The sequence below is a fragment of the Pseudomonas sp. TMW 2.1634 genome, assembly GCF_001703595.1.
In the GTDB taxonomy this organism is placed as follows: Bacteria; Pseudomonadota; Gammaproteobacteria; order Pseudomonadales; family Pseudomonadaceae; genus Aquipseudomonas; species Aquipseudomonas fragi.
In genome coordinates this window covers 4,006,677-4,029,032 of sequence record NZ_CP016849.1, presented here as the reverse complement: position 1 = coordinate 4,029,032, position 22,356 = coordinate 4,006,677, and the positions used below count along the sequence as shown (strand labels likewise).

Sequence of the window (22,356 nt, the reverse complement as noted above, 5' to 3'; positions counted from 1 at the left end):
AGCCTGTGGCTGCCACAGGCTGTATCAACGCGTCAGGCCGAGCTAGCGAACGATACTCTCGAAGCGGCTCACGCCTGTCAGCTCCAGCACCAGCTCATCCCTCACATTCAGCGGGCCTACGCCTACCGGTGTGCCGGTCATGATCACGTCACCGGCTTGCAGTGAGAAGCATGCGGCCATGTGCTGGATCATCGGCACAATCGGATTGAGCATCAGGGCGCTATTGCCGTCCTGACGCACTTCGCCATTGATGGTCAAACGAATGCCGATATCGGCCAGGTCAGCAAAGGCGCTGCTCTGGACGAAAGGGGCCAGCACACAGGCGCCATCAAACGACTTGGCAATTTCCCACGGCAAGCCCTTGCTCTTGAGCTCGGCCTGTTTGTCACGCAGGGTCAGGTCCAGGCCGGGGGCAAAACCGGAGATCGCGTCCAGCACTTCCTCGGCGCTCGGGTTGTTCGACAGGGGCTTGCCGATCAGCACCGAAATTTCGGCTTCGTAATGCACCGAACCGCGTTCGGTGGGGATCGCAAAGCCGCCTTCCAGAGGCACGACACAACTGCCCGGCTTGATGAAAAGCAGGGGCTCGGTCGGGATCGGGTTATCCAGTTCCTTAGCGTGTTCGGCGTAGTTACGGCCGATGCACACCACCTTACCAATGGGAAAGTGAATCCGGGTACCGTCGACATACTGGTGCTGATAGCTCATGGACCGACTCCGCTGATAACTAATGAACCCGTAGCAGCTGCCGCAGGCTGCGTCCGGCGGCGAAGCCGTCGTAAAGTCGGTGATTACAGTTTGCCAGGCAAACCGCGTATTCAGGATTTACGATCGCTTCGCAATCGGACGCAGCCTGCGGCAGCTGCTACGGGTTATGTGTGGTTAATTAAACCGCAAAAATCTTGCCGGGGTTCATGATGCCTTTAGGGTCGAACACGGCCTTCAGCGCTTTCATGTACTCGATCTCCACCGGCGAGCGGCTGTAGGTCAGGTAGTCGCGCTTGGTCATGCCCACGCCATGCTCGGCCGAGATCGAACCGTTGTACTTCTCGACGGTTTCAAACACCCACTTGTTCACCGTTGCGCACTTGGCAAAGAACTCGTCCTTGCTCAGGTTTTCCGGCTTGAGGATATTCAGGTGCAGGTTGCCGTCGCCAATATGGCCGAACCAGACAATTTCGAAGTCCGGGTAGTGTTCGCCGACGATCGCGTCAATTTCTTTCAAGAATGCCGGGACTTTCGACACAGTGACCGAAATGTCGTTTTTGTACGGCGTCCAGTGGGAGATGGTCTCGGAGATGTACTCGCGCAGTTTCCACAGGTTCTGCAGCTGGGTTTCGCTCTGGCTCATCACACCATCAAGCACCCAGCCTTCTTCCATGCAGTGTTCGAAGGTTTCCAGAGCAGCGTTGGCCACTTCTTCGGTGGTCGCTTCGAATTCCAGCAGGGCGTAGAACGGGCAGTCGGTCTCGAACGGCGAAGGCACGTCGCCACGGTCCATGACCTTGGCCAGCGCCTTGTCGGAGAAGAACTCGAAAGCCGTCAGATCAAGCTTGTTCTGGAAAGCGTGCAGCACCGGCATGATCGAATCGAAATCTGCCGTGCCCAGCACCATCGCCGTCAGATTTTTCGGCGCACGGTCCAGGCGCATGGTGGCTTCCACCACAAAACCCAGGGTGCCTTCGGCGCCGATAAACAGCTGGCGCATGTCGTAGCCGGTGGCGTTCTTGATCAGGTCCTTGTTCAGCTCCAGCACGTCGCCCTTGCCGGTGACCACTTTCATGCCGGCCACCCAGTTGCGGGTCATGCCGTAGCGAATCACCTTGATCCCGCCGGCATTGGTGCCGATATTGCCGCCAATCTGGCTGGAACCTGCCGAAGCAAAGTCCACCGGGTAGTACAGGCCGTTTTCTTCGGCCAGGTTCTGCAGATGTTCAGTTACGACACCTGGCTGGCAAACCACGGTGCGGTCGGTCAGGTTGATGTCCAGCACCTGGTTCATGTAGTCAAACGACACCACCACTTCGCCATTGGCAGCCACGGCTGCAGCGGACAAACCGGTACGGCCACCCGACGGCACCAGCGCCACGTTATGGGCGTTGGCCCACAGCACGATGGCCTGCACTTGCTCGGTGGTTTTCGGGAATACGATGGCCAGCGGGGCCGGGGCGAAATGCTTGGTCCAATCCTTGCCGTAAGCATTAAGGGAGTCGGCGTCGGTCAAAACCTTGCCAGGCTCTACCAGGGTCTTCAGCTCATCAATCAAGGCAGGATGGGTCATCAACAGAACTCTCGAACAATTCATGGTCATCCTGAGAACGCTTCACGTCGCAGGAATGGGTGTTTAGCGGGGCGCTTATGCTAGCATACGACCCCCCCGCAGGATCGAGCCACTGGACGATTCTCGGTGCCGGTCTTCACGCCGGCCAGGTCAGCTCGCGCTGTCCATTCCCTGCCATTTTTTCTCTGGGACACAGGTTTACGCAGATGAGCAAGACTTCTCTCGATAAGAGCAAGATCAAGTTCCTTCTTTTGGAAGGCGTCCACCAATCCGCTGTTGAAGTGCTCAAATCCGCCGGGTACACCAGCATTGAGTACATCACCAGTTCCTTGCCTGAAGCCCAGCTGAAGGAAAAGATCGCTGATGCCCACTTTATCGGCATCCGTTCTCGTACCCAGCTGACCGAAGAAGTGTTCGATTGCGCCAAGAAACTGGTCGCTGTTGGTTGTTTCTGCATCGGCACCAACCAGGTCGACCTCAACGCTGCTCGCGAACGCGGTATCGCTGTTTTCAACGCCCCTTACTCCAACACCCGTTCGGTGGCCGAGCTGGTGCTGGCTGAAGCGATCCTGTTGTTGCGTGGCATCCCTGAGAAAAACGCTTCCTGCCACCGTGGTGGCTGGATCAAAAGCGCGGCCAACTCCTTCGAAATCCGCGGTAAAAAGCTGGGTATCGTGGGTTACGGCTCGATCGGTACCCAACTGTCGGTTCTGGCTGAAGGCCTGGGCATGCAGGTGTTCTTCTACGACACCGTGACCAAGCTGCCATTGGGCAACGCGACTCAGGTGGGCAATCTGCACGAACTGTTGGGCATGTCCGACATCGTCACCTTGCACGTACCGGAAACCGCAGCCACCCAGTGGATGATCGGCGAGAAAGAAATCCGCGCCATCAAAAAGGGCGGCATTCTGATCAACGCTGCGCGTGGCACCGTGGTTGAACTGGACGCCCTGGCTGACGCGATCAAGGACAAGCACCTGATCGGCGCCGCCATCGACGTGTTCCCGGTTGAGCCGCGCTCCAACGACGACGTGTTCGAAAGCCCGCTGCGTGGCCTGGACAACGTGATCCTGACCCCGCACATCGGCGGCTCCACCGCTGAAGCGCAAGCCAACATCGGTCTGGAAGTGGCAGAAAAACTGGTCAAGTACAGCGACAACGGTACTTCGGTATCGTCGGTGAACTTCCCGGAAGTGGCCCTGCCGGCCCACCCTGGCAAGCACCGTCTGCTGCACATCCACCAGAACATCCCGGGCGTGATGAGCGAAATCAACAAGATCTTCGCCGAAAACGGGATCAACATCTCCGGCCAGTTCCTGCAAACCAACGAGAAAGTTGGCTATGTAGTGATCGACGTCGACGCCGAGTCCTCGGACCTGGCGCAAGAGAAGCTGCAGACCATCAACGGCACCATTCGTTGCCGCGTGTTGTTCTAAACGCGCTTCACTAAAAAGGGAGACCCTCGGGTCTCCCTTTTTTATGCGTCGAAAACGCTTATTTCACATTAACCGTGATTTTTTCCGACACGATGCTTGGCTTGAACGGCACATGCACCTGGTTGCCCAGCACCAGTTGCAAGGTGTGCTTGCCAGGTGGCAGGGTGACCTGGGTTTCGGTCTGGGCCTTACCGAAGTGGATATGGTTGGCATCGGCAGGGATCGGTGCGTTCTCGGCCGGCAACTGGTCGACATCGATCAGCAGGTGGTGATGGCCCGCATGTGGCGTGGCCTCGGTGATAGGCGCCAGCGGCATGCCTTCGATGCCGAATTTAACGGTGAAGGTTTGATCAACGGTGGCACCGTCTTTAGGTTCGACGATAAACACTTTGGCACCTTTTGGAGCCGCTTCCGACTCCAGGCCGGCCGCCGTGGCCATGACCGAAGCGCCCATCAACACAGAAGCCAACGCAACACGAGACAGTAGAGCTTTCATTTTTTTCTCCGGTTTTTTGCAAAAATCTTCAGGCTCGGACAACTTTGAGCCAACGCGTTGTCCAACGCCGCAAGTGACCAACATAAAGCAAAGCGAACGTTAAATGCGATTCGCTTGCATCCCAACCAAAGGAGTGACCATGCGTTTATTGCCGGGCCTGATGCTTTTACTGCCACTGGTGAGCCCTTTTGCTCAAGCCGAACTGATCGACGACGTGAATGACCGTGGCGAACTGCGCATCGCCCTTGAAGCCGATATGCCACCGTTCAGCTTCAAACAGGACGGGCGCCTGACAGGCTTTGACGTCGAGTTGGGTGAGTTGCTGGCCCAGGAACTGGAAGTGCATGCCTCCATTCTAGTCACCGACAGCGATGACCTGCTGTCAGGGGTTGAGAGCGGCAAATACGATGTCGCCATCAATCATGTGGCTTTGACCCCTGCGCTGCAGGATCGGTTCGATTTCAGCGAGCCTTACAGCCACCTGCAAGCGCAGGCGATAGCCCGGCAGGAACAGCCGCGCTCACCCAGCAGCCTTGCCATGTTGCAGGGCCAGACGTTAGGCGTAGCTCAGGGCAACACGTTTGTCGACCGCGGGCCATTGGTGACCGTGGCGCAGAAAGCGCCAGATACCGATGAGGAGGTTGCCCTGGCGATCCCCTTCCAGAAAGGCAACCCGGCGTTCCAGGCCAGCCTGGACAAGGCGTTGCAGCGGATCAAGGCAGACGGGAGGCTGGAGGCGTTGTCGCAGAAATGGTTCGGGGCGGCTGCAAGACAGCCCTGAATACCCAATGTGGGAGCGGGCTTGCTCGCGATGGGAGCGACTCGGTCATTCAGGCATACCGAGCCGTTTGCATCGCGAGCAAGCCCGCTCCCACCGAATACTCAGGGTTGACGAATCGCCTTCACATCCCCGGCCTTCACCTCAGCCGCCTGGTTGCCCCAACTGGTGCGGATAAAATTGACCACATCGGCCACTTCCTGATCCGACAAGCGCCAGTCAAAAGCTGGCATGGTGAACGTTGACGGCGCCGTATGCGTCGCAGGCAATGTCCCACCCTTAAGCACGATATGGATCAGCGACGTCGGGTCGGCCGACTGCAACACCGGGTTACCCGCCAATGCCGGGAACACGCGGGTATAGCCGTGACCGTCAGTGCGATGGCAGGCCGCGCAGTTGTCAATGTACACCGCCGCGCCGCGCTTGCTGTCGTCACCGTTCCACAGGGCATCCGCTACAGCCGGATCGTACTGATGGGGTTTGTCCGCCGGATTCACTGCCGGCAACGACTTCAGGTAACGGGCGATAGCCGTCAGGTCTGCGTCAGACATGTACTGCATGCTGTGTACGATCACATCACTCATGCCGCCAAACACCGCGCTGCGATCACTGCGCCCGGTCTTGAGGAACTGCACCAGTTGCTCTTCGCTCCAGCTGCCCAACCCGTCCTTGTGATCACCGCGCAGGTTCTTCGCGATCCAGCCTTCCAGCGGTGCGCTGCCTGACAGGAATGCCGGGCTGTCACTGGCACTCAGGGCTTTTTCCTGCATGGTCAGGGCGCGCGGCGTATGGCATGCGCCGCAGTGCCCAAGGCCCTCCACCAGATAGGCGCCACGGTTAAGCACCACGTCTTTACCGGCGTCGGGCTTGAAGTCTTCAACCGCCGGGGCAAACAACCAGCGCCAGATGGCCAGCGGCCAGCGCATGCTCAGCGGCCACGGAATATCTGCTTCCTGATTCGCTTGTTCGACGGGTTTTACACCCTTCATAAAGTAGGCATACAAGGCCCGCATATCGGCCTCGTTAACCCGCGCATACGAGGGGTACGGCATGGCCGGGTACAAGGTGCTGCCGTTCTGCGCAACACCGTGGCGCACGGCTTTGTCGAAGTCTTCAAAGCTGTAGGTGCCAATGCCGTTTTTGTCGGGCGTGATATTGGTCGAGTAGATCGTGCCGATCGGGGTTTCCATCGCCAGGCCACCGGCGAACGGCTTGCCGCCCTTGGCGGTGTGGCACGCCACGCAATCACCGGCACGAGCCAGGTACTCACCTTGTTTGATCAAAGCTTGCGGGTCACTCTCTTCAGCCACAGCCGAGAAGCTGGCGAACAAGGCCAGGGTCGCGATAACAAATGCTTTCATGGTCATCGCTCCTTATGCCTGAACCAGCGGGCCGGGGTTTTTCAGGTACTGCTCGCGGATTGCCCGCGCCGACCAGTACGTCAATGCCGCCACGAGGCCTGTGGGGTTGTAGCCCAAACCTTGTGGGAAAGCCGATGCACCCGGCACAAATACGTTGTGAACGTCCCAGCTTTGCAGGTAGCGGTTCAGTGCGCTGGTTTTCGGGTTGGTGCCCATGATCGCGCCACCGTTGAGGTGGGTGGTCTGGTAGGAGGCCGTGTTGAAGTGATCGCCTACCTGCTTGCCGATACGCGCAATGGCCTTGGGATTCATCGCCTCAGCGATCTTGCCCATTTTTTCCATCATGAAGCGGTTCATCTTGATGTCGTTTTCTTGCCAGTCGAACGTCATGCGCAGCAGCGGTTGGCCGTAGGCATCGCGATAAACCGGATCCAGATCAAGGTAGTTGCCACGGTAGGACTGATGCGCACCGTGGGCGTCCATCGACACTTGGTGGGTGTAGTAATCGGCGGTTGCACGCTTCCAGGCGCTGCCCCAGGCCGGCGTACCCGGCGGGTTGGACGTGCCTGCAATCGGCCGGCTACCTGCCTGGTTGACCCACATCGGCGAACCACCGACAAAGCCGTGGGGGCCGTGGTCGAAGTTGTCGGCGTTGAAGTCGTCAATCGCCACGCCATTGCCGCCCGCACCGATAAAGTTGTTGGTGTGAACGTCTTTGTCGAAATAGGCCTTGATGGTGCCCATGTTCTGGTAAGCGAAGTTTTTGCCCACCACGCCTTCACCGGTTTTCGGGTCATACGGCTTACCAATGCCCGACAGCAACATCAGGCGCACATTGTGGAACTGGAACGCACCGAGGATCACCAGATCAGCCTGCTGCTCGATTTCGCGGCCCAGGGCATCGATATAGGTCACACCGGTGGCCTTGGTTTTGGTGCTGTCCAGGTTGACCCGGATCACATGAGCGTTAGGACGCAGCTCGAAGTTGGGCAGCGGCTTGAGCGCCGGCAGGATGTTTACGTTGGGCGATGCCTTGGAATACATGTAGCACACGTAACCGCTGCAAAAACCGCAGAAGTTGCACGGGCCCATCTGCGCGCCGTAGGGGTTGGTGTAAGGCCCCGAGGTGTTGGCCGAAGGCAGGTTGTAAGGCTTGTAGCCCACTTCATTGGCCGCTTTCTGAAACAGCTGTGCGGAGTGGGTGTTCTTCTGCGACACCAGTGGGAAGTGGTCGGAGCGATCCGGCGCATAAGGGTTGCCACCCTTGCCTTCACCGACCCGTTGGCCATTGACGGTCCAGGCCTGGCCCGAAGTGCCAAAGACCTTCTCCGCATAGTCGAAAAACGGCTCCAGTTCTTCGTAGCTGACACCGAAGTCCTGGATGGTCATGTCCTTGGGGATAAAGTTCTTGCCGTAGCGCTCTTCGTAATGGCTGCGCATGCGCAGTTCGATCGGGTCGACCCGAAAGTGTACCCCCGACCAGTGCAAGCCTGCACCGCCCACACCATTACCGGGTAAGAAAGCGCCCAACTGGCGGTTTGGCAAAGCCACGTCATTGACGCTATGGCGGATGGTGACGGTTTCCTTGGAGACGTCCTGGAACAGCTTTTTACGCACGCTGTAGGTGAGTTCGTCGATCACCTGTGGATAGTTACCGTCCGGGTAAGTGTCCTGCATCGGGCCACGTTCAAGGGCCACAACATTCAGGCCAGCTTCGGTCAGTTCTTTGGCCATGATCGCGCCGGTCCAGCCGAATCCGACGATAACTGCATCAACTTTTTTCATAACGGTCGACATGCTCAAGCCCTCTCGCCGCGAATGGAAACTGCCGGGAAGGGGTATTGCTCGTTGCGTTCAACCCAGTCCATGAAATCAGCGCGCGCGCCGGGGAAGCCGATCATGGTCCAGCCGACCATGCCTTTGTTGCCACCGTGAATCGGGTCGCAAAAGAAACCTTCCTTGGTGTTTTGCAGCAAAAAGCTGAAAAACATCTTGGCCGGAACGCTATCGAATTTAGGTGTGCCGGCTTCCAGCTGCTTGAGCACTTCGTCTCGGGTAGCGCTGTCTAGCCCAGCAAATGTTGAGTTATAGGTCTTCTTGCACAGCTCCTCCGTGGCAGCGATGCCCAGGCGGTAGATCTGTTTTGGCACCAGTTTGCTCTGCCAGCCCATTTCAGGTGCTGCGTCGGCATTGAAGGGGCCTTGCATAAACCACAGTGCGCCGCTGGCGTAAGGGGTGTTCATTTGACGGTCGATATATTCCGGCACACCGGCTTCCAGAGCGCCCGCGCCTTGCTCGTCGGCCGGGATCAGGCGCGCGACGGCGGCGTTGACGAACGCCCACTCTTCGGCGGTGAAGTAGGTCGGCTCATAAACCGTGCCTGCTGTAGCAACGGACGGCGCAGGGGCAGGGGCGGCCTGGACGTCAGGCGTGGCCATCAGGACGGAACCACCAAGGCCCGTGCTCGCAACAGTGACCACTGGAATCAGGGTCAGGGTTTTGCGCAAAAACTCACGCCGGGGGTTGTCTTGCTCAGACATGCAGGGGGCACCTCATCAGGCAGTCACGGATTACAGCCGCTCAGGGGCAGCTTTTCGTTTTGGCAGCGGTACAGGGCGTTATCGACCCAGGGAACAGGCACGCATGCAAAGTTTGGTTACAAATACTAACAGGCCGGGCGCGCAGATGAATCGTTTCATGCGTAAATTTGCCGCACTACTGGCACAACGCCATCTACGCTGGCGCCATCACGTTTTTTTGACAATTGAGCGACATAGTTTTGATCCGGCATCACGCAATCTTGCGCCTCACCTTCCCAATACCTTGTTAATGGTCGAACTGACATGCCCAAAGCCCGGTTTTTTCCTGCTCTGTGCCTGACCTTGCTGGCAGCATTTGCACTGCCTCAGGCCCAGGCCGACGAAACCACCCAGGCCCGGCCAGCCCAGTGGGCGCAGCCCATTGCGACCCAGTACAACCTGTATCAAATGTCCCCGACCCTGTACCGCAGCGCGTTGCCTGACAGCGCAGCGCAGCCGTTGCTGGAAAAACTGCATATCGCCACCGTCATCAACTTCCTGCCCGATGCCGACAGCTCCTGGCTCACGACCCCGGGTGTCGCGCAAGTCCAGTTGCCTTATCGCACCAACCATGTGGATGACGCTGATGTGCTGGCCGCTTTGCGCGCCATTCAAAGCGCGCAAGCCCAAGGCCCGGTGTTGATGCATTGCAAGCACGGTTCGGACCGCACCGGGCTGATGGCGGCGATGTACCGCGTGGTGGTGCAGGACTGGAGCAAGGAAGACGCCCTGAAGGAAATGACCCAGGGCGGCTTTGGCGAAAACTCGCACCACAAGGATGGCGAGAGCTACATGATGAAGGCCGATATCCCACAGTTGCGTGCAGCCTTGAGCAGCGGGGCGTGCAGCACCAGCCCGTTTGCAACCTGCGTGGTAAAAAACTGGCTCAAATCTGCCAAGTCCTGATTAACGGTCAAATACCCGCTGGTGGTCGCCCCATAAACAATGCGAACGACTCTGACAGCGGGTATTCACTGCCCGGTGCATGAAACGCTTCGCGGTAGGCCATGCCCGCTTGCGGGCTGAACACACCCTCCTGCTCGAATCGCGCAAAAACCTGCTCGGCCAGCGCTGCGGCCTGCTCGCGCAGGTAGTAGCTGGCGTCATGCCCCGCGACCATATAGTCAAACGTATTGGCAAAACGCTCATGTTCAGCCTGGGGTAAAGGCTGGACCTCATTTTGTGCGCTACGCCAAACCGCCTCCACGCTGCGACCATCGCCCCAGGTCCGGTGCAGTTCAAAATCAAACAGCGAACGCGACAGTTCCTGCACCTCTTCCAGCCAACGCTCGGTATCACGGGCCCTCAAGGCCTGGTCAACCTGCTCATAGATCAGGTCACTGTCGTGTTGATGGTGCCGGGCAAACCAGCGCAGGCTGTCCCGCGACCAGCACCATTGTTCTGCACACTTGCCTGCAAACCGCGAGGCTGCAGAGCCCAGGCTGTCCACCCGGGAAAAGGCACTGTAGGGGCTGCGGGTCAGCAGCAACTTCAGGCAATGGCCCAGCTCATGGAACAAGGTGCCCATCTGCACATGGGTCAGCAGCGCAGGTGCGCCCTCGGCTTCGGGGGTAAAGTTGCCATGCACAATGGCCACCGGGGTGGTCAGTTCCCCCTGTGCATTGATTCGACGGCTGCGTGCCGACTGCATCCAGCAGCCATTGATTTTAGGCTCGCGCATATAAGGGTCGATAAAAAGATGCCCCAGCAACACACCGGCTTCGCTTACCTCAAACAGGCGAACATCCGGGTGCCAGGTGCTGAAGGACGTTTGCTCCACCAGATCGACCGCAAACAGGCGCTTGACGACCAGCACAATGCCCTCGAAAACGCGATTGAAAGGGAACCAGGCGCGCAACTGATCGTTGCTCAGTGCGCCAGGCTGCCGGCCATGCCTGCGGGCCAGAAACAAAAGGTCCCAGGGTTGAAGCCGGTCGTACCCCAGCGTGGCCGCCAGATCATGTAACGCCGCCGTTTGCGTTGCAAAATGCGCTGACTTTTGTGCAATGCGGGTGCGCAGCATACCCAGCACTGCATCGGTCGAGGCCGCCTGGTTCTGAATGCTCAGCTCGGCATGGTTACCGTAACCCAACAGCAAGGCCTTGTGATGGCGCAAGCTGAGCAGATCGTTGAGCACCGGGCCATTGTCATATTGCCCACCCGCGGGGCCCAGCTCGGAAGCCCGCGTGTGGTAGGCGGTGAACAGTTCTTCGCGCAACGCCCTGTTCTGGCAACAGCTCATGATTTCAGTGTAAGTGACACGCTCTTCGAGGGTTATCAGCCAGCCCTCAAGACCGGCGGCCCTGGCCGTCTGCGCCAGCTGTGCCTTGAGTGCAGCGGGCAGGCCCGCCAGCATGGACTCATCGTGAACCAGCCGCCGCCAGGCCTTTCGGGATTGCCGGGCATTTTCGAAAAACACCCATTCCAGCCTGGAAATTTCACGGTTGAGCCGGGCCAGTTCCCCCCGGTCTGCGGCGGGCAGCTCACTCCCGGCCAACCGGTAGTCGAGCAGGATCTTGTGCAGCAACGCCTGCTGGGCTCGATCCAGCTCCAGGGCCTCGGGGCTGTGGGCCAGCGCCTTGCAGGCAAGGTAAAGACTGCGATTTTGCAGCACCTGGCTCTTGTAGTCGTAGGCCGCGCGAAAACAATCGCCGATGGTGGTATCCCAGGGCACGTCCCGGGGTACCTGCCCCAGCGTCATGATGACGCCTATGGTGTCGTCCAGCCGCGCCGTCAGGGTTTCCATCGGCAAAATCAGTCCAGACCAGGTGGGTTGTCGGGACTGGGTGGCGACGATATGGCTGATTGCCTGCAGGTTGTCGGCAACTATGTGTTCAATGGCCGGTTTGAGGTGTTCGAGACGCACCTCGCTGTAAAGGGGCAGGAGGGTAGTGCTCAACAGCGGGTTGGTTGGCTCCATAGCTGCATTCCTTGAGAGTTCTGCTTCATTTCGGGCTGAGTAGCTGTGGGGCCTCAGCCTAATGAAGCAGAATTTTCAAGGGCACTATCTATGTAGTACCGCAGGTCAAACCTCAGCGATCAGCCCATTGCTGCAAGGCGGCCTTGCGCTGCCCGGGGGGCAGTTTGCCCAGCTGTTCGACTTCGGCATAAAACCTTGGCCAGTCATTGCCGACGTGCTTGTACAAGGCCGCGAAGGCGGGCACCCATTGATCGTACAGGCCAAAGGGCAGCAGTTTGGCGTTATTCAGCGGGCCATTGACCCACGCGTCATAGCGCGGATTTCCCGCCCATTGCTGATCCCGTAACTGACGATAATCACGGCGCATTCGTTCAAATTCCGCGGCTTTACGCTGCTGCATCTCGGCTGCTGGCAACGACTGTGCATAAAGCGTTTTCAAGCGTTGGCGAGTGTCGAGCACCAAGGCGATAAATTGCTCGCGTTGCTGCAGATTGCTGCTGCCGGAGGGTGGCAAGCCTTGCCTGGCGCGCCATTGGCGGGTGCCTTCCTGTTCCACGAAACTGGCGAAAGACTCATTGAACTCCGTGTCGTCCTTCACATAAAACCGCTGGTGGGCCAGTTCGTGAAAGATCAGCGTGGCCAAACGCTCATCACCCCAATTGAGCATGCTGTTGAGGATCGGGTCATCAAACCAGCCCAGGGTGGAATAGGCTTCGACGCCGCTGACAAATACATCCATGCCTTGCTGGCGTTGCAGGGCCGCTTCACCTCGCGCCGCGCCCTGGGTGTAAAAACCGCGGTAAGCTACGCACCCCGCGATGGGAAAGCAATGAGTCACGGGGTCTAGGGAAAACGCCGGAGTGGCGAACACATTCCAAACGACATAAGGCCGCTTCAGGTCAGCGTACAGGCGATAGCTCTGGTTATCCGGCAAGTGCAAATGCTGACTGGCGAAGTTTCGTGCGGCCTGGGCTTTTACCAATTGGTCTCGCAGTTCAACCGGGCGCTGCGGGTCGGCAATGACCGTGCTCACTTGCTCGCGGGCCTGCAATAACTGCCACTGCCCTCCCGCCAGTTGCGAGTAATACGAAGCACTGGAACAGCCATTGATCAGCGGTATCAGGGCTATGGCAAGCAGGCAGCGAACACGCGGCGTCATAAAGCGATCCCGGCGGCAAAGTGACAATGGTGTGGGAGCGGGCTTGCTCGCGATACAGCCAGCACAGTCCTTCAGACAAGCCGCATCGATGCCATCGCGGGCAAGCCCGGCTCCCACAGAGGGCTGAGCTGCGAAGCGGCATTGCGCGCTATGCTTGTGTAACAAATTATCTGGTAATCATCATGCGCACTTTTTTGCTTGTGTTGACCGTGTGCCTGCTCAGCGCCTGCGCCAGCACGCCGATCCCCCCGGCGAACCCCAGCATGGCCTGGGTCGACCTTGAAACCCAAACCGGCAAGCTGGTGATGGCAGAGCGCCTGGACAACCAACGCCTGACCGACGGCCGCTATTTTCAGGTGCCGCCGGGCAGCCACGAGTTGATGGTGCGTTTTGATTTCGAGGTGTTTGTCGGCGGCATGGGCATGTTCAGCGATCCCCAGGAGCGCTTGTGCTACATCACGCTCAATTATCCGGGCTTCGAGGCCGGCCAGCGTTACCGTCTGCAAGCCCGCTCTCTGGGCTTCAATGCCTACGCCCGGCTGTACAACGCAACGGGCAAGGTGGTGGCCGAGGAGCGGCTGGTCAACTGCTTACCGTGATGCCTGGCGGTCATTATTTTGGTAGATGATTTTTTTGCTACCGAATTCGCACGAACCTACCACCATGTTCTCATCGTGAACTTCTTCATTACTCACGATTTCGAGCGTGTAGGACGACACGTTATTGGCCTGGATCTTGGCCTCAATTTCGGCCTTCAGTTCTTCACAGGGCTTGGGGGCTGCCAGTGCCGAGGTGGCCATGGCGCAGCAAACAACAGCTAGAGCGAAACGTTTCATGGTGAGACTCCCTTGAGGCAGAACGCAAAGTCATGATCTGACGCCAGTGGCAACCATTCGATCACATTTGGCGCAGCGCAGGACTGATCTGTCGCAGCCGGGCATCAACTGTACCCCGCTTGCGGCAAGCGGGGTACACGGGTGTCGTCAGCTCACCAGCGTAGCGTCGAGGGTGATTTTGGCGTTCAACACCTTGGACACCGGGCAGCCTTCTTTGGCTTGGGTGGTCAGTTCGTCAAATTGCGCCTGGGTGGCACCGGGCACCTTGGCCTTGAGCACCAGATGCACGGCAGTGATGGCAAAGCCACCCTCCACTTGATCCAGGGTTACTTCAGCCGTGGTGTCGATACTGTCAGCCTTGAGCCCGGCATCACCGAGAATCATCGACAAGGCCATTGAGAAACAGCCTGCGTGGGCTGCGCCAATCAGCTCTTCGGGGTTGGTGCCCTTACCGCCTTCGAACCTCGCCTTGAAGCCATACGGCGCTTCACGCAGTACCCCGGTTTCAGTGGAGATGGAGCCGATACCGGTTTTAAGGTCGCCTGCCCAATGAGCCGATGCTTTCTTTTTGATACTCATGCGTGCCTCCTGAAGAACGGCGCGAAGGGTTCACGCCTTGAATGAACTAGTGAGGGTAGTTCGTTCCACAAAGTTCACCCTTTCGGACCAATCGTCATTTTTAGTCGCTCAATTCCCAGCCAACCATTGAAACTCGGGTATATGCCCATATTGCAGTAATCACTGGCAGGTCATGCGAGCACCCTGACCTGCATCCCACCTGGAGTAGCCGGCTGATGAAACGACTGTCTGACATCAAATTCTCGACCCTCGACCTGGTCCCTGTGCGCGAAAATGGCAGCGCAGCCCAGTCGTTGCGCAACTCGCTGGATCTGGCACAGCACGTGGAAAAGTTCGGCTACAACCGTTTTTGGGTCGCGGAACACCACAATATGGACGGCATCGCCAGCTCGGCGACCTCGGTGTTGATCGGCTATCTCGCCGGCGGCACTTCGACCATCCGTGTCGGTTCGGGCGGCGTGATGCTGCCCAACCATGCGCCTTTGGTGATCGCCGAACAGTTCGGCACCCTCGAAAGCCTGTACCCCGGTCGTATTGACCTGGGCCTGGGCCGCGCGCCCGGTTCGGACCAGATGACCGCCCGCGCCCTGCGCCGCGAGCGCTCGGGCAGTGCCGATGACTTTCCGCAGGATGTGGCCGAATTGCTGCGCTATCTGGGCCCACGCACCCCCGACCAACGGATCATCGCCATGCCGGGCACCGGTACCCAGGTTCCGGTCTGGCTGCTGGGCTCCAGCCTGTTCAGTGCGCAACTGGCCGGTGAAATGGGGTTGCCTTACGCCTTTGCTTCACATTTCGCACCGCGCCTGATGCACGAAGCGATTCGTGTCTATCGCAACCACTTCAAGCCTTCGGCGGTGCTGGACAAGCCTTATGTGATGCTTGGCGTGCCATTGGTCGCCGCTGACACCGATGAGCAGGCCGAGTACCTGGCCACTTCGGTGTACCAGCGCATTCTGGCGCTGATGCGCGGGCAGAGCCTGGTACAGCGCCCGCCGGTGGAGACAATGGACGGTTTGTGGCTACCCCATGAAAAAGAGGCCGTCATGAGCTTTCTGGGCCTGGCGATGGTGGGCAGCCCGCAGAAAATCAAGGCCAAGCTGGACGTGCTGGTTGAGCAGACCCAGGCTGACGAGCTGATTTTTACCTGTGATTTGTATGAGCACGCAGACCGCATTCATTCGTATGAATTGCTGTCGCAGGTGATGAAAGGGGCCTGACGCAAAGGGAAGTGTGGGAGCGGGCTTGCGCGCGATGGTATCGACGCGATTGATCTGAAACACCGCGGCGTGCACATCGCGAGCAAGCCCGCTCCCACAAGATTTACTACTGCGCTGGACTTATCCGCGCTTGTAGACGATTTCTTTGGTGCCGGCCTCGCAAGAGCCCACTACTTTGCCGTCAGCGGCAGCACCTTTTTCCACGACAGTCAGCGAATAATGCTTGGCACCATTGGCTTCAATCTTCGCCGCGATTTCGCTCTTCAGTTCTTCGCATGGCTTGCCCGCTGCGAACGCCGTTCCTGCCAGACTCAGCAAACCTACAGCCAATAAAATCTTTTTCATCGGTCACATTCCCCGGTCAAAACAAAAAGGGTGCAATGCGTACATGCCGCATTGCACCCAGACGGTGTAGCGGACTTTATGGCAAACGGCCAGTCCGCGGGTCAAAAGCCTTGCGTCAGATCAGCTGCTGGCGATGCGAAAGCCGACTTTGAGTGTCACTTGATAGTGCGCCACCTTGCCGTCCTTGATGTGCCCGCGCGTATCAACCACCTCGAACCACTCCAGATGCTTGATGCTTTTGTTGGCCTCGGCCAGTGCATTACTGATGGCGTCTTCTATGCTGGTCGGGGACGAGCCTACCAGTTCAACTTTCTTGTAGGTGTGATGGTCAGACATAACGTTCTCCTTTGTCGTAAATCAAAGCCTAGCAGCGATTGTGCTAAATACTTTGTAGGCAATTTGAAAGGAAAAGTTCAGGCCAACTGCACTTTCTGGAAACCGCGGAGTCGGACTTAACAAGCACCTCACTCACCAATGCAGGAGAGCCCTAATGGCTAGCAACTCTTTACGTAAAGCCTCATTGCAAAGCATGGAAGCAGAGATCGAGAGCCTGCTCAAGTCTCTGGAAAGCCTCAAGCACGACGCTTCTGACGAGTCCAAAAAGACCCTTGGCATCCTCAAGAACAACGCCGAGAACGCGCTCAAGCATTCGCGTCACCTGCTCAGCGATGCGCTGGAAGAAGTGAAGGACAAAACCCGCGAAACCGCGATCGCTACCCGCGAATACGCGCAAGAGCACCCGTACGCCACCGCTGGCGTTGCCATCGGCGCACTGGGTCTGCTGGCAGCCTTTCTGTTGTGCAAGCGCGGTAATTAATCTGCGCTGCGCGCAAGCTCTGCCTTGAGCCATTGCGCCAGTTGCCCGGCGCGCGCGTCTGCGGCGCGCTTGGGCAGCCATAACGTCAGCTGCGCCGGGGTTTCATTGAAGCCCCAGGGCGCAGCCAGGCGTCCGGCTTGCAGGTCTTGCGCCACCAGTGGCTCGGGCGCAATCGCCACACCCAGCCCCGCAACGGCGGCTTCAAGCAAGTAGTACAAGTGCTCAAACCCCTGCCCGTATTGTAAATCCTTCGCCTCGATTGCGTTTTTTTGCGCCCAGCTTGGCCACGCCTGGGGCCGTGACGCGGTGTGCAGCAAGGGTTCGCCAAGCAAGGCACTGGCCGGAGCGTTGCGCAATTGTTCGTAGTGCGCGTAGCGCGGGCTGACCACCGGGCCGATGCGCTCGCTGGCCAGTTCGTACACCTGCATGTCGGCGGGCCACGGCGGCTCGGCAAACACCAGCAAAGCGTCCAGCCCGGGGCGACGCGGGTCCAGGTCGCCTTCACCGGCCGAGAGGTGCAGGCGCAAGTCCGGCAAGTCGGCATTCAAGCGGCCCAGGCGCGGAATAAACCAGCGCGCCAGCAAACTGCCCGAACAGCCGAGCACGAAAGGGGCGTCAACCTGGCTTTGCGTGAGTTCAGCGCATACGTTGCGCAAACGCTCAAAGGCTTCGCCGCTGGCATCACGCAGACGGATACCGGCCTCGGTGAGCTTTAGCCCGCGCCCTTCCTTGACGAACAGGCTCACCCCCAAGTGCTCTTCCAGCACTTTCAATTGCCGACTGACGGCACCGTGGGTGACGTGCAACTGCTCGGCCGCCTGGCTGACGCTGCTCAGGCGGGCGGTGGCTTCAAAAGCGCGCAGGGCATTGAGGGGCGGGAGGTCGCGGCTCATGATATGTGTGAGTTTTCCTGACAGGTTGTGGCGATCTTATCGGTTTTCATCCCGGGCTGTCACGGGTACAGTCAGGCCCATAGACCTTCGTAACTTTTTATCTGGAGCGTCACATGACTCAATCCACCTTGCGTACCGGCCCTGATGCCAATGGCCTGTTTGGCTCATTCGGCGGCCGTTATGTGGCTGAAACCCTGATGCCGCTGATCCTTGACCTGGATCGCGAGTACGAGCTGGCGAAAAAAGACCCTGAGTTCATCAAGGAACTGGCCTACTTCCAGCGCGATTATGTGGGCCGCCCAAGCCCGCTGTACTTCGCCGAGCGGCTGACCGAGTTCTGTGGCGGCGCCAAGATCTACCTCAAGCGCGAAGAGCTGAACCACACCGGCGCGCACAAGATCAACAACTGCATCGGCCAGATCCTGCTGGCACGACGCATGGGCAAAAAACGCATCATCGCCGAGACCGGCGCCGGCATGCACGGCGTGGCCACTGCCACCGTCGCGGCCCGCTTTGGCCTGCAGTGCGTGATCTACATGGGCACCACCGACATCGAGCGCCAGCAGGCCAACGTGTTCCGCATGAAGCTGCTGGGCGCTGAAGTGATCCCGGTGGTGGCCGGCACCGGCACCCTGAAAGACGCGATGAACGAAGCCCTGCGCGACTGGGTAACCAACGTCGACAGCACCTTCTACCTGATCGGCACCGTGGCCGGCCCGCACCCGTATCCGGCGATGGTGCGCGATTTCCAGGCCGTGATCGGCAAGGAAACCCGCGACCAGATGCAAGCCCAGGAAGGCCGCCTGCCGGACAGCCTGGTGGCGTGCATCGGCGGTGGTTCCAACGCGATGGGCCTGTTCCACCCGTTCCTGGATGACACCAGCGTTGAAATCATCGGCGTGGAAGCGGCCGGCTACGGCATCGAGACCGGCAAGCACGCCGCCAGCCTCAATGGCGGCGAGCCGGGCGTGCTGCACGGCAACCGCACCTTCCTGCTGCAGGACGACGATGGCCAGATCATCGACGCCCACTCGATTTCCGCCGGCCTGGACTACCCCGGCATCGGCCCTGAGCACGCCTGGTTGCATGACATCGGTCGCGTCGAATACACCTCGGTGACCGACGCCGAAGCCCTGGATGCCTTCCACAAATGCTGCCGCCTTGAAGGCATCATCCCGGCCCTGGAAAGCGCCCACGCGCTGGCCGAAGTGTTCAAGCGCGCACCGACCCTGCCAGCCGATCACCTGATGGTGGTCAACCTTTCAGGCCGTGGCGACAAAGACATGCAAACCGTGATGCACCACATGGAACAGTCTCAACAGGAGCAACACTGATGAGCCGCCTGCAAACGCGCTTTACCGCACTCAAGGAACAAAACCGCGCAGCGCTGGTGACCTTTGTCACGGCCGGTGACCCGGATTACGACACCTCGCTGGCCATCCTCAAGGGCTTGCCGGCAGCGGGCGCCGACGTGATCGAACTGGGCATGCCCTTCACCGATCCGATGGCCGACGGCCCGGCGATTCAACTGGCCAACATCCGTGCGTTGGGCGCCAAGCAAAACCTGGCGAAAACCCTGCAGATGGTTCGTGAGTTTCGTACCGGTAACAACGACACCCCGCTGGTGCTGATGGGCTATTTCAACCCAATCCACCACTATGGCGTGGCGCGTTTTATCGCTGAGGCCAAAGAATCGGGCGTCGATGGCCTGATCGTGGTCGACATGCCGCCCGAGCACAACGGCGAGCTGTGCGACCCGGCGCAGGCTGCCGGCCTGGACTTTATCCGCCTGACCACGCCGACCACAGACGACGTGCGCCTGCCGACCGTATTGGCTGGCAGCTCGGGCTTTGTGTATTACGTTTCGGTGGCGGGCGTGACCGGTGCCGGTTCGGCTACCACTGAACAGGTGAGCGCGGCCATTGAGCGCCTGCGTCGCCATACCGATCTGCCGATCAGCGTAGGCTTTGGTATCCGTACCCCTGAACAGGCTGCGGCAATTGCCCGCCTGGCAGATGGCGTGGTGGTGGGTTCGGCATTGATCGACAAGATCGAAAATGCGGCAACGCCTGAGCAGGCGGTGGATGGTGTACTGAGCTTGTGTGCAGCGCTGGCTGAAGGCGTGCGCAGCGCTCGCTAGGTCAAGAGCGCCCTCACCCTAACCCTCTCCCGGAGGGAGAGGCCTGGGGTGAGGGCAAAAGGCCTACGCGGTCTTACTTCTGTGTCCCGTCATCATGCAGCAGGTTGGCCTGGGTCAGGTTGCTGCCGGCCGGTACGCTGCGGGTCAGCCATACATTGCCACCAATGGTCGAACCCTGACCAATGGTGATACGCCCCAAAATCGTCGCGCCCGCATAAATCACCACATCATCCTCAACGATCGGATGGCGTGGATGGCCTTTCTGCAATTGCCCCGACTCATCCGCCGGAAAGCGCTTGGCACCCAGGGTCACAGCCTGATAGATCCGCACACGTTCGCCGATGATCGCGGTTTCTCCTATCACCACACCCGTGCCGTGATCGATAAAGAAACTGCGGCCAATCTGCGCGCCGGGGTGGATATCAATGCCGGTGGCCGAGTGTGCAATCTCTGCGCTGATGCGCGCCAACAACGGCAGCCCTGCACGGTACAGGTGATGGGCCAACCGGTGATGAATCACCGCCAGAATCCCCGGATAGCACAACAGCACCTCATCCACACTGCGCGCCGCCGGGTCACCGTGATAAGCCGCCAGCACGTCCGTATCGAGAATGCTGCGCAAAACCGGCAAGGCCAGGGCAAAGTCCTGAATCAGCAGGGTCGCGGTTGCATCTACGCCTTCATCGGGCAAGCCGCCCTGGCGGGCCACATAACGCAGCTCCAGGCGGGCCTGTTTGAGCAGCGCATTGAGCGCCACATCCAGCGTGTGGCCGACGTAAAAATCTTCGCTCTCTTCACGCAGATCCACCGGGCCCAAACGCATCGGGAACAAGGCACCACACAGGGCCTCAAGAATCTCGGCCATTGCCGCACGGGACGGCAGCTCACGGCCTCCCTGCTCACCACTGACCCGCCCGTTCTGCGTGCGCCACTGGTTTCGCGCCGTGCGCAGCTGGCAGACGATGGCTTGCAATTGCCAAGGATTGGAACGATCACTCACGATGAATACTCCGCACGCTGGCGGCTGGATCGACCAGCCGCGAATTGGCAATGATTTTACGGTATCAAAACGTTTACGACTCGGGCAATCAACGCTTGGTCCGACGCCAGATGCGCCAACTCACCACGGCGATAATCAGCAACGCCAGCCCACTCAGAATGGCCAGGCTCATGCTGTGGTAACTGAACAGCGGTTTTTCGATGCGTACATAGCCCGGCTCGGCCAACAGCTCGCGCAGCGCTACGTTGGCCTGCTTGAGGCTGATGGCTTGCAACTGCCTGGCAGGGTCGGCGAAACGGCCCTCATCGTAGTCACCCAGGGATGCCCAGTAGTAGTCGGCCAACGCGCTGCTGCCTTGCACTGTCCAGGCCTGGCGGGAGATGGCGGTGTTTTTGAGCCGGGCAAAAATCTGCGGGTCCAGCCCGTCCTTGAGCAAACGCGCCTTGAGTTGCTCCATCACCTGCCGGGCTTGCGCCACGTTCTCGCGCTCAAGGTCGGCATTGAGGCTTAAAAAGCTCACGCCACCAAACACTTCCCGCTCGGCCCAGGGACCGTAAGACAAGCCATGCTTGAGCCGCAGTTCGCTGTAGAGCGCCCACTCCAGGTAATCACGCAGCAGGATCCAGGTTTCGTCGGACTGCCCCTCGATCACAGGCTCAGGGAACAGCCAATGCAAGGTCGCGGTATTCCCCACCACGCCCCGCACCAGTTCGCGCTCGGCCTCAGCCTTGGCATCAATCCCGGCCAGTGGCCGGTGCTCGCTGGGCTCAACCGGCTCAAGAGCGCCGTAAGTGCGCTCCAGATAGGCGGGCAGCAGCCGGTCAAGGTCGCCGACGATAATCAGCGTCATATTGTTGGGCGCATACCAGTTCTGGCGCACGGCCTCCAGTTGCTGGCGCGTAAGGTCATGGACTTCGGCCCGCTCGGCGCATTTAAGGCCCAGCTCGACGGCCAGTTGGTTGCTGGCACTGTGGCCAAGGTCCTGGCGGTCGAGCCAGCGCTGCAAATGCGAATAATGGCCACCGTCTTCACGCTCGACCACTTGCTTGGCATCGTTGATGCGTTGTTCGGTCAATTGCGTGCGGGTCAGCAGCCCTAGCAGCAGGTCGAGGATCTTGCGTTGGTTTTTGGCCGGGGCTTCGATCACAAAGGTGGTGTCGGCGCTGCTGGTAAAGGCGTTCCATTCGCCACCCAGGGCCTGCATGCGCTCCTCCAGGCCACCTTCGCCGGTGTCATCGATACCGCTGAAAAGCAGATGCTCCAGCAGATGGGGCAATTGCTGATCGGCACACGAAAAGTCGTCCAGGCCAACCCCCACCACCAAACGGATGGCCACATGTCCGCGATCGTTGTTGGGCTTGAGGATCAGTTGCAGGCCATTGGGCAGTTGGTAGCCCTCGACGCTGTAACGATCCAGGGCAAAACCCTGGGCAGCGCCAAGCAACAAACAGATAAACAGCAGGCAACGCATAAAAAATCCCTGAATTCTCGAATCCCTGAGCCCGTGCAGCTTAGT

At 59.3% G+C, this 22,356-nt stretch carries 23 protein-coding genes; 8 read left to right on the top strand and 15 right to left on the bottom strand.

The window, feature by feature from the left end:
* Positions 1–42 precede the first annotated feature (42 nt).
* Together BFC21_RS19010 and BFC21_RS19005 are read right to left on the bottom strand one after the other, a co-directional pair.
* Positions 43–708, bottom strand: coding sequence for a fumarylacetoacetate hydrolase family protein (locus tag BFC21_RS19010; RefSeq protein WP_088378629.1), 666 nt, complete (start codon positions 706–708; stop codon positions 43–45).
* A 178-nt stretch (positions 709–886) separates the two neighbouring features.
* On the bottom strand, positions 887–2,281 hold the full coding sequence (locus BFC21_RS19005) for an FAD-binding oxidoreductase (RefSeq protein ID WP_016782783.1): 1,395 nt from the start codon (positions 2,279–2,281) through the stop codon (positions 887–889).
* A 206-nt stretch (positions 2,282–2,487) separates the two neighbouring features.
* Between BFC21_RS19005 and serA the strand changes: the two genes are divergently transcribed.
* On the top strand, positions 2,488–3,717 hold the full coding sequence (serA, locus tag BFC21_RS19000) for a phosphoglycerate dehydrogenase (RefSeq protein WP_083369705.1): 1,230 nt from the start codon (positions 2,488–2,490) through the stop codon (positions 3,715–3,717).
* A 58-nt stretch (positions 3,718–3,775) separates the two neighbouring features.
* Here serA and BFC21_RS18995 read toward each other — a convergent pair whose 3' ends face one another.
* Complete coding sequence (locus BFC21_RS18995) at positions 3,776–4,213, bottom strand: DUF4399 domain-containing protein (protein ID WP_016782785.1); 438 nt, start codon at positions 4,211–4,213, stop codon at positions 3,776–3,778.
* A gap of 139 nt (positions 4,214–4,352) precedes the next feature.
* On the opposite strand from BFC21_RS18995, the gene BFC21_RS18990 reads away from it, so the two are divergent.
* Positions 4,353–4,994, top strand: a complete 642-nt coding sequence (locus tag BFC21_RS18990) for a transporter substrate-binding domain-containing protein (RefSeq protein WP_016782786.1) — start codon at positions 4,353–4,355, stop codon at positions 4,992–4,994.
* A 101-nt stretch (positions 4,995–5,095) separates the two neighbouring features.
* Here the strand turns inward: BFC21_RS18990 and BFC21_RS18985 are convergent, their stop codons facing one another.
* The 3 genes from BFC21_RS18985 to BFC21_RS18975 are packed head-to-tail and all read right to left on the bottom strand — an operon-like array spanning position 5,096 to position 8,892.
* Positions 5,096–6,352, bottom strand: a complete 1,257-nt coding sequence (locus BFC21_RS18985; protein WP_088378628.1) for a cytochrome c — start codon at positions 6,350–6,352, stop codon at positions 5,096–5,098.
* A 12-nt stretch (positions 6,353–6,364) separates the two neighbouring features.
* Positions 6,365–8,149 carry a GMC family oxidoreductase gene (locus BFC21_RS18980; protein ID WP_088378627.1) on the bottom strand — a complete coding sequence of 595 codons (1,785 nt, stop codon included), beginning with the start codon at positions 8,147–8,149 and terminating at the stop codon, positions 6,365–6,367.
* 2 nt (positions 8,150–8,151) lie between these two features.
* Positions 8,152–8,892, bottom strand: coding sequence for a gluconate 2-dehydrogenase subunit 3 family protein (locus BFC21_RS18975; RefSeq protein WP_088378626.1), 741 nt, complete (start codon positions 8,890–8,892; stop codon positions 8,152–8,154).
* A gap of 303 nt (positions 8,893–9,195) precedes the next feature.
* Between BFC21_RS18975 and BFC21_RS18970 the strand changes: the two genes are divergently transcribed.
* A complete protein-coding gene (locus BFC21_RS18970; protein ID WP_088378625.1) occupies positions 9,196–9,837 on the top strand; it encodes a tyrosine-protein phosphatase in 642 nt (213 codons plus the stop codon).
* A 7-nt stretch (positions 9,838–9,844) separates the two neighbouring features.
* Here the strand turns inward: BFC21_RS18970 and BFC21_RS18965 are convergent, their stop codons facing one another.
* Complete coding sequence (locus tag BFC21_RS18965) at positions 9,845–11,851, bottom strand: M3 family metallopeptidase (protein ID WP_120266431.1); 2,007 nt, start codon at positions 11,849–11,851, stop codon at positions 9,845–9,847.
* A gap of 112 nt (positions 11,852–11,963) precedes the next feature.
* Positions 11,964–13,010, bottom strand: a complete 1,047-nt coding sequence (locus tag BFC21_RS18960) for an aminopeptidase (protein WP_095004009.1) — start codon at positions 13,008–13,010, stop codon at positions 11,964–11,966.
* Between the two features lie 182 nt (positions 13,011–13,192).
* Between BFC21_RS18960 and BFC21_RS18955 the strand changes: the two genes are divergently transcribed.
* A complete protein-coding gene (locus BFC21_RS18955; protein ID WP_088378622.1) occupies positions 13,193–13,609 on the top strand; it encodes a hypothetical protein in 417 nt (138 codons plus the stop codon).
* Here BFC21_RS18955 and BFC21_RS18950 read toward each other — a convergent pair.
* Together BFC21_RS18950 and BFC21_RS18945 are read right to left on the bottom strand one after the other, a co-directional pair.
* Complete coding sequence (locus BFC21_RS18950) at positions 13,601–13,846, bottom strand: DUF1161 domain-containing protein (RefSeq protein ID WP_088378621.1); 246 nt, start codon at positions 13,844–13,846, stop codon at positions 13,601–13,603. The genes BFC21_RS18955 and BFC21_RS18950 overlap by 9 nt on opposite strands.
* Before the next feature lie 147 nt (positions 13,847–13,993).
* Entirely contained in the window at positions 13,994–14,425 is a 432-nt protein-coding gene (locus BFC21_RS18945) for an OsmC family protein (protein WP_088378620.1), read from the bottom strand.
* Between the two features lie 215 nt (positions 14,426–14,640).
* Between BFC21_RS18945 and BFC21_RS18940 the strand changes: the two genes are divergently transcribed.
* Positions 14,641–15,645 carry an LLM class flavin-dependent oxidoreductase gene (locus BFC21_RS18940; RefSeq protein ID WP_088378619.1) on the top strand — a complete coding sequence of 335 codons (1,005 nt, stop codon included), beginning with the start codon at positions 14,641–14,643 and terminating at the stop codon, positions 15,643–15,645.
* A gap of 120 nt (positions 15,646–15,765) precedes the next feature.
* On the opposite strand, the gene BFC21_RS18935 is transcribed toward BFC21_RS18940, so the two are convergent.
* Together BFC21_RS18935 and BFC21_RS18930 are read right to left on the bottom strand one after the other, a co-directional pair.
* A complete protein-coding gene (locus BFC21_RS18935) occupies positions 15,766–15,990 on the bottom strand; it encodes a DUF1161 domain-containing protein (RefSeq protein ID WP_083369703.1) in 225 nt (74 codons plus the stop codon).
* Between the two features lie 120 nt (positions 15,991–16,110).
* Positions 16,111–16,326: a dodecin gene (locus BFC21_RS18930; RefSeq protein WP_016782798.1), complete on the bottom strand. Its 216-nt coding sequence runs from the start codon at positions 16,324–16,326 to the stop codon at positions 16,111–16,113.
* Between the two features lie 154 nt (positions 16,327–16,480).
* Here BFC21_RS18930 and BFC21_RS18925 point away from each other — a divergent pair, with 154 nt between their 5' ends.
* Positions 16,481–16,807, top strand: a complete 327-nt coding sequence (locus BFC21_RS18925) for a YqjD family protein (protein WP_016782799.1) — start codon at positions 16,481–16,483, stop codon at positions 16,805–16,807.
* Here BFC21_RS18925 and BFC21_RS18920 read toward each other — a convergent pair.
* Positions 16,804–17,700, bottom strand: a complete 897-nt coding sequence (locus tag BFC21_RS18920; protein ID WP_088378618.1) for a LysR family transcriptional regulator — start codon at positions 17,698–17,700, stop codon at positions 16,804–16,806. The genes BFC21_RS18925 and BFC21_RS18920 overlap by 4 nt on opposite strands.
* 113 nt (positions 17,701–17,813) lie before the next feature.
* Between BFC21_RS18920 and trpB the strand changes: the two genes are divergently transcribed.
* Positions 17,814–19,034, top strand: coding sequence for a tryptophan synthase subunit beta (gene trpB / locus BFC21_RS18915; RefSeq protein WP_016782801.1), 1,221 nt, complete (start codon positions 17,814–17,816; stop codon positions 19,032–19,034).
* A complete protein-coding gene (gene trpA, locus BFC21_RS18910) occupies positions 19,034–19,840 on the top strand; it encodes a tryptophan synthase subunit alpha (RefSeq protein WP_088378617.1) in 807 nt (268 codons plus the stop codon). The genes trpB and trpA overlap by 1 nt, the downstream gene beginning before the upstream one ends.
* Before the next feature lie 73 nt (positions 19,841–19,913).
* Here trpA and epsC read toward each other — a convergent pair whose 3' ends face one another.
* Both epsC and BFC21_RS18900 read right to left on the bottom strand, forming a co-directional pair.
* Complete coding sequence (epsC, locus tag BFC21_RS18905) at positions 19,914–20,840, bottom strand: serine O-acetyltransferase EpsC (RefSeq protein ID WP_120266430.1); 927 nt, start codon at positions 20,838–20,840, stop codon at positions 19,914–19,916.
* Between the two features lie 88 nt (positions 20,841–20,928).
* Positions 20,929–22,311: a pitrilysin family protein gene (locus BFC21_RS18900; protein ID WP_088378615.1), complete on the bottom strand. Its 1,383-nt coding sequence runs from the start codon at positions 22,309–22,311 to the stop codon at positions 20,929–20,931.
* Between the last annotated feature and the right edge of the window lie 45 nt (positions 22,312–22,356).

Excerpts from the sequence above, each read along its gene's own strand:
- BFC21_RS18920 (WP_088378618.1), bottom strand. The coding sequence starts at position 17,700 with ATGAGCCGCGACCTCCCGCCCCTCAATGCCCTGCGCGCTTTTGAAGCC.
- BFC21_RS18960 (WP_095004009.1), bottom strand. The coding sequence starts at position 13,010 with ATGACGCCGCGTGTTCGCTGCCTGCTTGCCATAGCCCTGATACCGCTG.
- BFC21_RS18945 (WP_088378620.1), bottom strand. The coding sequence starts at position 14,425 with ATGAGTATCAAAAAGAAAGCATCGGCTCATTGGGCAGGCGACCTTAAA.
- BFC21_RS18985 (WP_088378628.1), bottom strand. The coding sequence starts at position 6,352 with ATGAAAGCATTTGTTATCGCGACCCTGGCCTTGTTCGCCAGCTTCTCG.
- BFC21_RS18975 (WP_088378626.1), bottom strand. The coding sequence starts at position 8,892 with ATGTCTGAGCAAGACAACCCCCGGCGTGAGTTTTTGCGCAAAACCCTG.
- BFC21_RS18990 (WP_016782786.1), top strand. The coding sequence starts at position 4,353 with ATGCGTTTATTGCCGGGCCTGATGCTTTTACTGCCACTGGTGAGCCCT.
- BFC21_RS18970 (WP_088378625.1), top strand. The coding sequence starts at position 9,196 with ATGCCCAAAGCCCGGTTTTTTCCTGCTCTGTGCCTGACCTTGCTGGCA.
- BFC21_RS18940 (WP_088378619.1), top strand. The coding sequence starts at position 14,641 with ATGAAACGACTGTCTGACATCAAATTCTCGACCCTCGACCTGGTCCCT.
- BFC21_RS18930 (WP_016782798.1), bottom strand. The coding sequence starts at position 16,326 with ATGTCTGACCATCACACCTACAAGAAAGTTGAACTGGTAGGCTCGTCC.
- BFC21_RS18950 (WP_088378621.1), bottom strand. The coding sequence starts at position 13,846 with ATGAAACGTTTCGCTCTAGCTGTTGTTTGCTGCGCCATGGCCACCTCG.
- BFC21_RS18955 (WP_088378622.1), top strand. The coding sequence starts at position 13,193 with ATGCGCACTTTTTTGCTTGTGTTGACCGTGTGCCTGCTCAGCGCCTGC.
- BFC21_RS18925 (WP_016782799.1), top strand. The coding sequence starts at position 16,481 with ATGGCTAGCAACTCTTTACGTAAAGCCTCATTGCAAAGCATGGAAGCA.
- BFC21_RS19005 (WP_016782783.1), bottom strand. The coding sequence starts at position 2,281 with ATGACCCATCCTGCCTTGATTGATGAGCTGAAGACCCTGGTAGAGCCT.
- BFC21_RS18995 (WP_016782785.1), bottom strand. The coding sequence starts at position 4,213 with ATGAAAGCTCTACTGTCTCGTGTTGCGTTGGCTTCTGTGTTGATGGGC.
- BFC21_RS18935 (WP_083369703.1), bottom strand. The coding sequence starts at position 15,990 with ATGAAAAAGATTTTATTGGCTGTAGGTTTGCTGAGTCTGGCAGGAACG.
- trpB (WP_016782801.1), top strand. The coding sequence starts at position 17,814 with ATGACTCAATCCACCTTGCGTACCGGCCCTGATGCCAATGGCCTGTTT.
- BFC21_RS18965 (WP_120266431.1), bottom strand. The coding sequence starts at position 11,851 with ATGGAGCCAACCAACCCGCTGTTGAGCACTACCCTCCTGCCCCTTTAC.
- BFC21_RS19010 (WP_088378629.1), bottom strand. The coding sequence starts at position 708 with ATGAGCTATCAGCACCAGTATGTCGACGGTACCCGGATTCACTTTCCC.
- BFC21_RS18980 (WP_088378627.1), bottom strand. The coding sequence starts at position 8,149 with ATGTCGACCGTTATGAAAAAAGTTGATGCAGTTATCGTCGGATTCGGC.
- trpA (WP_088378617.1), top strand. The coding sequence starts at position 19,034 with ATGAGCCGCCTGCAAACGCGCTTTACCGCACTCAAGGAACAAAACCGC.
- serA (WP_083369705.1), top strand. The coding sequence starts at position 2,488 with ATGAGCAAGACTTCTCTCGATAAGAGCAAGATCAAGTTCCTTCTTTTG.
- BFC21_RS18900 (WP_088378615.1), bottom strand. The coding sequence starts at position 22,311 with ATGCGTTGCCTGCTGTTTATCTGTTTGTTGCTTGGCGCTGCCCAGGGT.